The sequence below is a fragment of the Pseudomonas canadensis genome (assembly GCF_000503215.1).
Taxonomy (GTDB): Bacteria; Pseudomonadota; Gammaproteobacteria; order Pseudomonadales; family Pseudomonadaceae; genus Aquipseudomonas; species Aquipseudomonas canadensis.
On record NZ_AYTD01000005.1, the window covers coordinates 129,091 to 140,304 of the forward strand.

Consider the following 11,214-nt stretch of genomic DNA (forward strand, 5'->3'; position numbering starts at 1 on the left):
TAAGGAAAGAGCTTACTCAGTAAGTGTTGTTATCCTACGGGGCGGTCATGGATATTCAGATAATTTCACGCAATGGCGAACCCGAATACGCGGTGTTGCCATGGGACCAATACCAGGCGCTGCTAAAAGCTGCCGGTCAGCAACAGCCAACGCTACCTCCTCTCTCATCGACTGCCCAAGCTGCCCCTGATCAGGACCTGCGCCCGCTCGCAGCCCTGCGCGGCTTGCGCGAAGCCAAAGGCCTGGCTATCGAGACCCTGGCCCGCACCGTGGGTATCAGCCCCTCGTATCTTGGATTGATTGAAAGTGGTGAACGCCAGCCGGATGCAGCGATCCGCCGCAGCCTGGCCTGGGAATTGGGCGTTGCAGGTTGGAGGGATGAATCTTGAGCCTACGTATCAGCCGTCAACACTGGGATGGGTTACTCAACGAACTGGACCAGGCGCGCCGCCAGCGCCATCTGCTGACCTACCGCGCGCTGCTGGAGCGCCTGCAATTCCCTACACCGGCCATGCAAACCCTGGCCGCCGCCCTGGAACACCTGGCGGCGCTGGACGCCAAGGCCGAGCAGCCGCTGCGCAGCTCGCTGGTGATCAGCCAGGGCGCCAGTCGCCTGCCGCGTACCGGTTTCTTTGAATGTGTCGAGCGCTTGGGCCGCTTCAGCGGGCCGTCCGACGGTGTGGCCGCGGCCTCCTGGCACGCCTCCGAAGTGGTGCGGGTGTTTGAATACGAATACCCGGAATCCGCAGAGGCCTAAAGCGCTTGGGGCAGCGCGTCCATGCTGTCGATCACATGGATGCTATAGCCGGCCATGTCCTTGGCATGGTGCTTGGCCTGCGAGGCCAGCTCCGCCAACTGGCTGGCATCGAGTTGTCCACAGGCCTGTGGATACAAATGCACCACGCCGATGGACAGTGACAGCAGCGCAAACTCCTGGCGCACGCCCTGGCGGTTGAGCGCCACGAAACAGCCTGCTTCAAGGTGTTCGGCACGGTAGAAGCGCCGGCATTGGGTGTGGAAGTCATCCAGCAGCTGATTAAGGCGTTTGCGCCAATCCTGCGGGCCCAGCACCAGCAAAAAATCATCACCGCCAATATGCCCGACAAAGTCGCGGCTAGGGTCGACACGGTCGTTCAAGCACTGCGCCAGGCACAACAACACCTCATCCCCACGCCCATAGCCGTAGATATCGTTGAACGGCTTGAAACTGTCGATATCCACGTAGCAGATCACCGATTCACGCTGTTGCTGCAACAGGCGCGTCAGGCACTGCTGGATCGGCACATTGCCCGGTAGCAGGGTCAGCGGGTTGGCGTAGCGCGCTTGTTGGATCTTCAATTCGGTGATCAGCTTGAGCACATCGATCACCCGGCCCAGGCCCAGATAATCGCCATTGAGCGTGATGATGAAGTCTTCTTCGATGCGTTGCCGCGCGCGGCTGGTGAGCAAACGGCTGACTTGTTGCAGGGACTGGCTCAGCTCCACTGCCAGAAAGTCGGTGCTCATCAAGCGACTGATGGGCTTGCGCGCAAACAGGTCGGTGGCGAAAGGTTTCAGCAGCGCATCCGACAGTGAATGCCGGTGAACGATACCGATAGGGTGCCCACGCCCATCCAGCACCGCCAGGGAATTGAGGTTGGCCTGGCGCCGGAATGCTTCCAGCACCTGGGCGGTGGCGGTGTCCTGATCCACCGCAGGCTGTTCGCTGAGTAAGGCGCTCAGGTCGCTGCCTTCGTCGTTCAGCGCCACGTTGGCGCTGTCGGGCTTGGGCAGCATCAGGCGCGCTTCCTGCGGCGGCTGCTCCTGCGGGCGGCAGAGCAGGTAACCTTGGACCAGGTCCACGCCCATCTCCGTCAGTACGGCCAACTCTTCAGGCAACTCGATTCCTTCGGCAATCACTTGGGCACGCGACGCCTTGGCGATTTGCAGGATGGAGCCGACAAATTCCCGTTTGAGCGCGTCCTGATGAATGCCGTCGATGAAATGTCGGTCGATCTTCACGTAATCCGGGCGCAACTCCGACCATAGGCGCAGGCTGGAATAACCGGCGCCCAAGTCATCCAGGGCAATTGAGAACCCCATGTTGCGGTAGTGGTGCAGGGCGGTTTGCAGCAGGTCGATATCGTTGGTGGGGGTTTGCTCGGTGAGTTCGATCACCACTTGGCTGGGTGGGATGCCGAAGTCACGCAGCAATTGCAGGGTACGTCCCGGTTGATGCGCGGTTTCCATCAGGGATTGTGGCGAGACGTTGAGGAACAGCTTGCCCGGCAGCTTCTGTTCACTGAAACGTCGGCACGCGCTTTCGCGGCAGGCGATCTCCAGCTCACTGAGTCGCCCGGCCTGGCTGGCCACCGAGAAGAGGGCGATGGGGGAGTGCAACGGGCTGTTGGAAGGACCACGACTGAGGGCTTCATAGCCGAGAATGCGCCGTTCAGACAGGCTGATGATCGGTTGGAACAGGCTGTGCAAACTGCCTTGAGCCAGGATAACGCCCAATGCATTCAGCTGTTCGGTCATGGTCATGGCGATCTCGATCGAAAAAAAAGGACCGCAGGCTGGAAACCTGCGGTCCTTCATTTCACGACAGAATGATGTCTATATGATGACACTCTGCTGAGCGATCACATTAAATCGCCATCATTTACTGCTTGGCCACCTGCTTAGTGATCTTCAAGTAGTCCAGCAGGATCCGGCCCGTCTCGGCCAGGTAGGCGTCGTCTTCCGGCTTGGTTTTATCCGCTTCGGTCGGCAACGCATCTTCGTCTTCTTTCTTCAGCTCCTTGAGTGGATCTTCACCCTTGGCCTTGCGGCGGATGTTTTCCAGTGCAAGTTGCTTGTTCTCAATGTCGGTGTGCTGCGCGCGGCGGTCCACTTCGTTGAGGCTGACGGTTTTTTCTTCCATCAGCTTCTTGGCCAGGGCCAGCTTGTCGCGGATGAACACGAACTCGGCATCCTTGGCGGAGCGGGTGTCGTGGTCAGCCTTCAACTGCGCCAGGAATGGCTTGAACGGATCCGAAGCGGGCTTGATCGCCGGGCGGATGGTGTCCCACGGCATGGCTTCCGGCAGGGCGCTTTCGCCGATTTCCTTGGTGTCGATGATCGACGGGAAATCGATGTCCGGCAGTACGCCCTGGTGCTGGGTGCTCTGCCCGGAAACCCGGTAGAACTTGGCCAGCGTCAGTTTCAGTTCGCCATGGTTCAGCGGCTGGATGGTCTGCACGGTGCCTTTGCCGAAGGTCTGTCCGCCGATGATCAGGGCGCGGTGGTAGTCCTGCATGGCGCCGGCGAAAATCTCCGAAGCCGAGGCCGAGAGGCGGTTGACCAGCAGCGCCATCGGGCCTTTGTAGAAGGCGCCCGGGTTCTCGTCTTCCAGCACATCCACACGGCCGTCAGCGTTGCGCACCAACACGGTCGGGCCCTTGTCGATGAACAGGCTGGTCAGCTCCGTGGCTTCCTGCAGGGAACCGCCGCCGTTGTTGCGCAGGTCGATGACCACGCCGTCGACTTTTTCCTTCTGCAGTTCTGTCAGGATTTTCTTAACGTCGCGGGTGGTGGACTTGTAGTCCGGATCGCCCGCGCGGAACGCCTTGAAGTCCAGGTAGAAGGCCGGGATTTCAATCACGCCCAGCTTGTAGTCCTTGCCATCCTGCTTGAGGTTGAGGACTTTCTTCTGCACGGCCTGGTCTTCGAGCTTCACCGCTTCACGGGTGATGGACACGATCTTGCTGGTCTGGTCGTTCGGTGCATTGGTGTGCGGAATCACTTCCAGGCGCACCACGCTGCCTTTCGGCCCACGGATCAGCTTGACCACTTCGTCCAGGCGCCAGCCGACCACGTCGACCATTTCTTTGTCGGCCTGGGCAACACCGATGATCTTGTCGGCCGGAGCCACTTGCTTGGTCTTGTCTGCCGGACCTGCCGGCACCAGGCGCACGATCTTGACCTGGTCATTGTCGCTTTGCAGGACGGCACCGATGCCCTCCAGCGACAGACTCATGTTGATATCAAAGTTTTCCGCGTTATCTGGCGACAGATAATTGGTGTGCGGATCGTAGGACATCGCGAAGGTGTTGATGTAGGCCTGGAAGATATCTTCGGCACGGGTCTGGTCCAGACGTGCCAGCTGATTCTTGTAGCGTTTGGTCAACAGCTCCTGAATGGCCTTAGGCTCTTTGCCGGCGATCTTCAGGCGCAGCACCTCGTCCTTGACGCGTTTGCGCCACAGGTCATCGAGGGCGGCGGTGCTGGTCAGCCAAGGCGCGTCCTTACGGTCGACCAGCAGGCTTTCCTTCTGGGTGAAGTCGAGCTTGTCGACGCCTTTGCCCAGCTCACCCAGGGCGAAGTCCAGACGCGCTTTGACGCGGTCCAGGTAACGCTTGTAGATGGTGAAGCCGGGTTGCAGGTCGCCGCTCTTGAGAAAGTCGTCGAACTGCGTCTTCCACTTGTCGAACTCGGCGATATCACTGGCCAGGAAGTAGCTGCGCGACGGATCCAGCAGCTTGAGGTAGCTGTCATAGATGATCACCGAGCGCGCGTCGTCCAGCGGCGGCTTGCTGTAGTGATGGCGCTTGAGCAGTTCGACGACGTTAAGGCTGGCAATCACCTCATCGCGATCCGGCTGAAGGTTGTCCCAGCTGTTGGCTGCGAACGTATTGGTCGATGTCGACGCGAAGCCGAGACCAATGAAAAGAGCGAGGGCGGTGCTGGGGAACAAATGCTTCATGCTGATTCGACGCGGGGGCAATTGATAACGCATATTAGGCCGTCTTTGAGGGAGCCGGTTCCATATGGTCCGGTCGCATAATGCAAAAAGCCCGGCGATACAGCTACGGGCTCAGTCCAGACTCACTATGGAGGCACTGTGAAAGCATTGCAAGGCGTTGACGGTCATGTGGAGTGGTTGGAAGAACCCAGTCCTACCTGCGATGTAGGGCAAGTTCGCATTCGCGTGGCGGCAGCGGGCCTGAATCGCGCCGATTTATTACAGCGCGCCGGGCTTTATCCGCCGCCGCCGGGCGCGAGCCAGGTGTTGGGCCTGGAGTGTTCCGGGGTGATCAGCGAAGTGGGGTCGGGCTCATCCTGGCAGGTTGGCGACCGTGTCTGCGCGCTGTTGGCCGGCGGTGGCATGGCTGAAGAAGTGGTGGTGGATGCGCGTCATGTATTGCCTGTGCCAGAAGGTTTGTCGCTGATCGAAGCGGCGGCATTGCCTGAGGTATACAGCACTGCGTGGCTCAACCTGTTCCAACTGGCCGGTCTCAGGCCTGGCGAAAAGGTGTTGCTGCATGCCGGCGCCAGTGGTGTGGGCTCGGCGGCGATCCAGCTGTGCAAGGCGTTCGGCAGCCCGTGCTGGGTCAGCGTCGGCTCGGCGGAGCGCCTGGCCTATTGCGAAGAACTCGGCGCCCAGGGCGGCGTGGTGCGCACCGATGGCCTCGAAGGGTTGCGGGATTTTGGGCCGTTTGATGTGATCCTCGACCCGGTCGGTGGCAACTATGCCGCGCTGGACCTGAAGCTGCTGGCCCTGGATGGGCGCTGGGTATTGGTCGGCTTGATGGGCGGCCGTGAGGCTCAGTTGGACTTGGCGCAGGTACTGGGCAAGCGTATCCAGTTGTTGGGCTCGACCCTGAGAAGCCGCAGTGATCAGTTCAAGGCCGACCTGTTCAGTGACTTGAGCCAGCATGTATGGCCGTTGTTTGTTGAAGGGCGGCTGAGCCCGCAACTGGCCAAGACCTTCCCGATCAAGGATGCCGAGGCGGCGTTTGCCGAGCTGGCGACCAACCAGATTTCCGGGAAGTTGGTGTTGGTGATCGACGAATCTTTGGCCTGAATTGCAACGCGATCAAAACGGTAGGAGCCGGCTTGCCGGCTCCTACAGGGAGTGGTGTGTCAGGTCCAATCGTGGATTGGCCAGCCAGCTTTTTCGGCGTGCTCGCGCAATACCGGGTCCGGGTTCACCACCTGTGGATGATCCACCTTCAACAGCAACGGCAAATCATTGCGCGAATCCGAATAGAAATACGCGCCTTCCAGCGTTTCACCTTCCTTTTCCAACCATTCCAGCAACCGGGTGATCTTGCCCTCGCGATAGGTCAGCACACCCACGGTGCGCCCGCTGTACACGCCGTGGCTGACATCCAATTCAATCCCCAGTACTTCATCAATCCCGATCCGCGCCGCAATCGGCGTGACCAGGTGCGTGCCCGACGCCGAGATCACCAGAATCCGATCGCCATTCGCGCGATGGCGGGCGATGGTCTTGGTGGCGTCGCTGTAGATCAGCGGTTCGATCACGTCCTCGACCCACGGCTCCACCAGATGTTCGATCTCCTCCGGCGTGCGGCCGATCATCGGCTCCAGGCTGAAGTCCATGAAGTCTTCCATCTTCAGCTTGCCCTGGCTGTAGGCATCCATCAGTTCGTGGTTCTTGCGCATGAACGATTTAGGGTCGACCCAGCCCAGGCGGCCCATCTGCTCGCTCCACAGGGTGGCGCAGTCGCCGTGGATGAGGGTGTCGTCCAGATCAAAAATTACCAATGCCATCCGTCATGCTCTCTCAAATGAAACGTTGCATCAGGCTACTTCACACAGGGCGCTTGGGTCGATGGAAAGTGCCAGGCGTTGTCCGTCCGGGTGCAGGTCGTCGGCCGAGCGGTTGAGCACATCCACCACCAGCTCCACGCCGCGCGCCTCGATGCGATAGCGAATCACGTTGCCCAGCAGGCTGTGGCTGCGCACCAGGGCGTCCAGTTCGCCGTCGCGGCTCAGCTCGATGGCCTCCGGGCGAATGGCGATGCGGCTGCTGATCGGGCGTTGCAGCAACTGGGTGGCCTTGTCGGCGTCCAGCAGGTTGTAGTTGCCGATGAAACCGGCGGCGAACACATCGACAGGCGCGGTATAGAGGGTTTCGGCATCGCCGCTCTGCACGATCTTGCCCTGGTTCATCAGGAAGATCCGGTCGGACATGGTCAGGGCTTCTTCCTGGTCATGGGTCACGAAGATGGTGGTCAGCCCCAATTCGCGCTGGATCTGACGGATCTGTTCGCGCAGGTGCTTGCGAATGCGTGCGTCCAAGGCCGACAGCGGCTCATCCAGCAACAACAGGCGCGGGCGGGTGACCAGGGAGCGGGCGAGGGCCACGCGCTGGCACTGGCCGCCGGACATCTGGTGCGGGTAACGACCGGCCAGGTCCTTGAGTTCCACCAATTGCAGCACTTCCTGCACGCGCTTGTGGCTGTCGTCGGCATTGACCTTCTGCATGCGCAGGCCGAAGGCGACGTTCTGCTCCACGGTCATGTTGGGGAACAGTGCATAGCTCTGGAACACCATGCCGATGTGACGTTTCTGCGGGCTCAACGGGACGATGTCCTGCCCATCCATCAGGATTTTCCCACTGTCCACCGAGGTCAGGCCGGCGATGCAGCGCAGCAGCGTGGATTTGCCGCAACCGGACGGACCGAGCAGGGTGACGAACTCACCCTTGGCGATCTCGCAGTTGATGTCACTGAACACCGGAGTGCCGGCGTAGCCTTTTTGCAGGTGTTGGACGCTGACGAAGCTCATTGGCTTTTGTCCTTGTTCAAGATATTGGCGGCCCAGGTCAGCACCAGCACAAAGAAGAAATAGGAAATCACGACGGCACTGGTGAAGTGGCCGCTGCTGTTGCGCATGTTGTTCAGATACACCTGTAATGTTTCGTAGCGGGTGCCCACCAGGATATTGGCGAACACGAACTCACCGAACAGGAACGAGAACGACAGCAGCAACGCCACCATCAAGCCTTTGCGCAGGTTCGGCAGCACCACCAGGATCGCCGCTTGCCAGGTGCTGGCGCCGAGCAGTTGTGACGCGTCCATCAGGTCGCGCAGGTTGATCGCCTGCAGGTTGTTGGTGATCGCCCGGTACATGAACGGCAGCGCCACGGTGAAGTAGCAACCGATCAGAATCCACGGCGTGCCGACCATCGCCATCGGCCCGGAGCCATACAGTTGCAGCAGGCCCACTGACGACACCACCGGTGGTACCGCGAAGGGCAGCAGGATCAGGATGTTCATCAGCGCATCGAGCTTGGGGAAGTGGTAATGCACCACAAACAGCAGCGGCAAAATCAGCACCACCGACAGGATCAGCGCGCCGACACACACCAGCAACGATTGCCCGAAGGCCATCAGGAAGCGCGGGTCGCTCCACAGTTGCACGTACCATTTCACTGTGAAGCCGGCGGGCAGGATGGTCGCCGACCAACTGCTGGCAATGGAGTAGACGAAGGTGCCTATCAACGGCAGTACCAGGATTGCAAACAGCAGCCACACCACCACCCGATGGTAGAGGGAGGCCGGGCCGGCTTCAGCGCGAGACATGGTAGCTCCTCTTGAGCAGCAGTTGATGGACCACGGTGACCACGGTCATCAGCGCCACCAGCACCACGGCCAGGGAGCTGGCCATGTTCGGGTCGAGGGACACATCACCGGAGACCAGCCCGGCGATACGGATCGGCAGCACGTTGAAGTTACCGGTGGTCAAGGCGTACACCGTGGCATAGGCGCCCAAGGCGTTGGCCAACAGAATCACGAACGTACCGAGCAGGGCCGGGGTGAGCACGGGCAGGCCGATATGCCGCCAGAACTGCCAGCCATTCGCGCCGAGCAGTGCAGCCGACTCACGCCAGTCTTCGCGCAACGCATCGAAGGCCGGGTACAGCAGCAACACGCCCAGGGGAATCTGGAAGTAGGTATAGAGGATGATCAAGCCGGTCTTCGAATACAGATTGAAGTCCTGAATGATCCCCGCCTGCTTGAGCATGATCGTGATGCTGCCGTTGAAGCCCAGCAAAATGATGAACGCGAAGGCCAAGGGCACACCGGCAAAGTTGCTGGTCATGTTGGCGAAGGCGGTGACGAAATTGCGCAGCGGCGAATCCACCCGGCGCAACGAGTAGCTGCCCAGCGTGGCGATGATGATGCCGAAGATGCTGGAGTAGAAGCTGATCTCCAAACTGAACTGGATGGCTTGCAGGTAGAATTTCGAGCCGAAGATGCGCACGAAGTTTTCCACGCCCCAACCGGCCTCTTCCGTTTGCAGGCTGTTGATCAGCACCCACACCAGCGGGGCAATTTCAAACACGATAAAGAACAGCGCGAAGGGCACCAGGCACAGCAGCGCCAACCATTTGCCACGGATCATTTCAACAGCTCCCGGCAGACAGGTTTGTCGTGGGGCACGCCCAGCAACTCGCAGATGGTGCCGCAGAGGTCGGTCTGTTTCGGTGTAGCGTTGGGGTCGAGGCTGAAGGCATTGCCGAGAACGAACAGCGGCACTTCGCGCTCTTCCGGCAACAGGCCGTTGTGGGAGCGGTCGTTGTTCATGCCGTGGTCGGCGGTCACCAGCACTTGGTAACCGGCATCGAGCCAGACTTGCAGGTAGTCGGCCAGGATAATGTCGGCCGAGCGTGCGCTGTTGCGGTATTGCGGGGTGTCGAGGCCGTGCTTGTGGCCGGCGTCGTCGATGTTCATCGGGTGCACCACCAGGATGTTCGGCGCGTGTTTGAGGCGCAGGCTCTCGGCGTCGGCAAACAGGTGGGAGTCCGGGTAATGGTCATTCCAGTAGAAATGCCCGTGCTGGATCGCCAGTGACTTGTCGTCGGTATGACGGTCGCGGGCGGCGAGGAAGGGCGTACGGTTGTACAACTCGCTGACCCAATGGTAAGCCGCCGCTGCCGTGGTCAGCCCGGCGTCGGTGGCGTAATGGAAAATGCTGCGTTGGTTGGACAGGCGCGAGACGTTGTTGTGCACGATGCCGCTCTGGATTGGAGGCACGCCGGTGAGGATGCATTCATACAGCGGGCGGGAAAGGGCGGGCAGTTCACATTCCAGTTTGTAGAGGGCTGCGCGTCCTGCGCCGACGTAGGCCTGCAAGTGCCCCATGGCGTGTCGGGCAACCTCGAAGTTCAGGCCGTCGAGCACGACAAGGATGACAGTGTGCTTCATGGGGGCTGGCGCTCCGCAACAGATGGGCTTGGATCAGGTGGTATCAGATCGGTAGGAGCCGGCTTGCCGGCGATGATGGTGCATCAGTCAACATACAGGTTGAATGTTCGACCGCGATCGTCGGCAAGCCGGCTCCTACAGAGGTTTGCTTCGATTACTTCATCTCTACGATGACCTGCTCGTTCCACAACTGAGGCAGCTTCTTGGACGTGGCTTCCCAGGCATCCGCATCCTTGATCGGCTGCGGGTTGGCCTTGGTGTACTGCTCGCCCGGGATCAGGTTCTTGGCGATGTCGGCCGGCAGTTTCAGGTCGGTTTCAGCGCGAATCGGGCGCGCATTGCCTTTCGCCAGGTTGAGCTGGCCGGCGTCGCTGAAGATGTATTCGCGGGTCAGCTTGGCGGCGTTAGGGTGCTTGGCGTATTTGTTGATGATGGTGGTGTAGCCGGATTTCACCGAGCCGTCCGATGGGATCAACACCACGTAGTCATCTGGGTTGGCCATCTTGGCCTTGTAGCTCAGGCCGTTGAAGTCCCAGACCACGCCCACTTCGACTTCGCCTTTTTCCATGGTGGCGATGGTCGGGTTGGACAGCGAAAGACGGCCTTGCTGGGCGATCTTGGTGAAGAACAGCAGGCCGGGAGCGATGTTCTTTTCGTCGCCTTTATTGGCAATGGCCGCTGCCAGTACACCGTTGGCTGCTTGTGCCGCGGTGCTCACGTCACCGATGGAGACCTTGTACTTGCCGTTCTGCAGGTCCGCCCAACTGGTTGGCACTTCAGAACCGTGCAGCAGCTTCTTGTTGACGATAAACGCGATGGTGCCGGTGTAGGCCAAGGCCCAATGACCATCTTTGTCTTTAGCCCAATCCGGAACCTGGGCCCAGGTGGACGGTTTGTATGGTTGGGTGACTTCCTGCTTCACCGCGATCGGACCGAACGCTGCGCCCACGTCGCCGATGTCGGCGCTGGCGTTGTCTTTCTCAGCCTTGAACTTGGCGATTTCCTGGGCCGAGCTCATGTCGGTGTCGATGTGCTTGAGGCCGTAGGTCTTGGCCAGGTCTTCCCAGGTGCCTTTCCAGTTGGCCCAGTCATCGGGCATGCCGACGCTGTTTACAGCGCCTTCTGCCTTTGCGGCAGCTTCCAGGGTTTTTAGATCGGTATCAGCGGCCATGGCGGCGGTGCACATGGCAATGGTCGAGCCTAACAGTGATGCCAGGAAAAGCTGTTTCATCCG

The 11,214-nt window shown here is 60.1% G+C and carries 11 protein-coding genes; 3 read left to right on the top strand and 8 right to left on the bottom strand.

The genetic code is table 11. From position 1 onward, the window contains the following. Window positions 1-47 precede the first annotated feature (47 nt). Together U367_RS0104055 and U367_RS0104060 are read left to right on the top strand one after the other, a co-directional pair. Complete coding sequence (locus U367_RS0104055; protein WP_028615783.1) at window positions 48-389, top strand: helix-turn-helix domain-containing protein; 342 nt, start codon at window positions 48-50, stop codon at window positions 387-389. Continuing rightward, window positions 386-757: a hypothetical protein gene (locus U367_RS0104060; protein ID WP_005786715.1), complete on the top strand. Its 372-nt coding sequence runs from the start codon at window positions 386-388 to the stop codon at window positions 755-757. Before U367_RS0104055 ends, U367_RS0104060 begins: the two co-directional genes overlap by 4 nt. Here the strand turns inward: U367_RS0104060 and U367_RS0104065 are convergent. Then, the gene (locus tag U367_RS0104065; protein ID WP_028615784.1) at window positions 754-2,523 is read right to left on the bottom strand and encodes a bifunctional diguanylate cyclase/phosphodiesterase; all 1,770 of its coding nucleotides are present in this window, start codon (window positions 2,521-2,523) and stop codon (window positions 754-756) included. The genes U367_RS0104060 and U367_RS0104065 overlap by 4 nt on opposite strands. Before the next feature lie 118 nt (window positions 2,524-2,641). Beyond that, window positions 2,642-4,723 (bottom strand): carboxy terminal-processing peptidase, encoded by a 2,082-nt coding sequence (locus U367_RS0104070; RefSeq protein WP_174890955.1) that lies wholly within the window; start codon window positions 4,721-4,723, stop codon window positions 2,642-2,644. Between the two features lie 138 nt (window positions 4,724-4,861). On the opposite strand from U367_RS0104070, the gene U367_RS0104075 reads away from it, so the two are divergent. Continuing rightward, window positions 4,862-5,824: a zinc-binding dehydrogenase gene (locus U367_RS0104075; protein WP_028615786.1), complete on the top strand. Its 963-nt coding sequence runs from the start codon at window positions 4,862-4,864 to the stop codon at window positions 5,822-5,824. A gap of 59 nt (window positions 5,825-5,883) precedes the next feature. Here U367_RS0104075 and U367_RS0104080 read toward each other — a convergent pair whose 3' ends face one another. The 6 genes from U367_RS0104080 to U367_RS0104105 form a co-directional block, all read right to left on the bottom strand. Then, complete coding sequence (locus U367_RS0104080) at window positions 5,884-6,537, bottom strand: HAD family hydrolase (RefSeq protein ID WP_028615787.1); 654 nt, start codon at window positions 6,535-6,537, stop codon at window positions 5,884-5,886. 30 nt (window positions 6,538-6,567) lie between these two features. Next, window positions 6,568-7,557, bottom strand: coding sequence for an ABC transporter ATP-binding protein (locus U367_RS0104085; RefSeq protein ID WP_028615788.1), 990 nt, complete (start codon window positions 7,555-7,557; stop codon window positions 6,568-6,570). Beyond that, the gene (locus tag U367_RS0104090; protein WP_028615789.1) at window positions 7,554-8,354 is read right to left on the bottom strand and encodes an ABC transporter permease; all 801 of its coding nucleotides are present in this window, start codon (window positions 8,352-8,354) and stop codon (window positions 7,554-7,556) included. The genes U367_RS0104085 and U367_RS0104090 overlap by 4 nt, the downstream gene beginning before the upstream one ends. Next, on the bottom strand, window positions 8,341-9,177 hold the full coding sequence (locus tag U367_RS0104095; RefSeq protein WP_028615790.1) for an ABC transporter permease: 837 nt from the start codon (window positions 9,175-9,177) through the stop codon (window positions 8,341-8,343). The genes U367_RS0104090 and U367_RS0104095 overlap by 14 nt, the downstream gene beginning before the upstream one ends. Further along, window positions 9,174-9,980 (bottom strand): alkaline phosphatase family protein, encoded by an 807-nt coding sequence (locus U367_RS0104100; protein WP_028615791.1) that lies wholly within the window; start codon window positions 9,978-9,980, stop codon window positions 9,174-9,176. Before U367_RS0104100 ends, U367_RS0104095 begins: the two co-directional genes overlap by 4 nt. Before the next feature lie 154 nt (window positions 9,981-10,134). After that, window positions 10,135-11,211 carry an ABC transporter substrate-binding protein gene (locus U367_RS0104105; RefSeq protein WP_028615792.1) on the bottom strand — a complete coding sequence of 359 codons (1,077 nt, stop codon included), beginning with the start codon at window positions 11,209-11,211 and terminating at the stop codon, window positions 10,135-10,137. Window positions 11,212-11,214 lie beyond the last annotated feature (3 nt).

Excerpts from the sequence above, each read along its gene's own strand:
- U367_RS0104055 (WP_028615783.1), top strand. The coding sequence starts at position 48 with ATGGATATTCAGATAATTTCACGCAATGGCGAACCCGAATACGCGGTG.
- U367_RS0104070 (WP_174890955.1), bottom strand. The coding sequence starts at position 4,723 with ATGAAGCATTTGTTCCCCAGCACCGCCCTCGCTCTTTTCATTGGTCTC.
- U367_RS0104080 (WP_028615787.1), bottom strand. The coding sequence starts at position 6,537 with ATGGCATTGGTAATTTTTGATCTGGACGACACCCTCATCCACGGCGAC.
- U367_RS0104065 (WP_028615784.1), bottom strand. The coding sequence starts at position 2,523 with ATGACCATGACCGAACAGCTGAATGCATTGGGCGTTATCCTGGCTCAA.
- U367_RS0104095 (WP_028615790.1), bottom strand. The coding sequence starts at position 9,177 with ATGATCCGTGGCAAATGGTTGGCGCTGCTGTGCCTGGTGCCCTTCGCG.
- U367_RS0104090 (WP_028615789.1), bottom strand. The coding sequence starts at position 8,354 with ATGTCTCGCGCTGAAGCCGGCCCGGCCTCCCTCTACCATCGGGTGGTG.
- U367_RS0104105 (WP_028615792.1), bottom strand. The coding sequence starts at position 11,211 with ATGAAACAGCTTTTCCTGGCATCACTGTTAGGCTCGACCATTGCCATG.
- U367_RS0104085 (WP_028615788.1), bottom strand. The coding sequence starts at position 7,557 with ATGAGCTTCGTCAGCGTCCAACACCTGCAAAAAGGCTACGCCGGCACT.
- U367_RS0104100 (WP_028615791.1), bottom strand. The coding sequence starts at position 9,980 with ATGAAGCACACTGTCATCCTTGTCGTGCTCGACGGCCTGAACTTCGAG.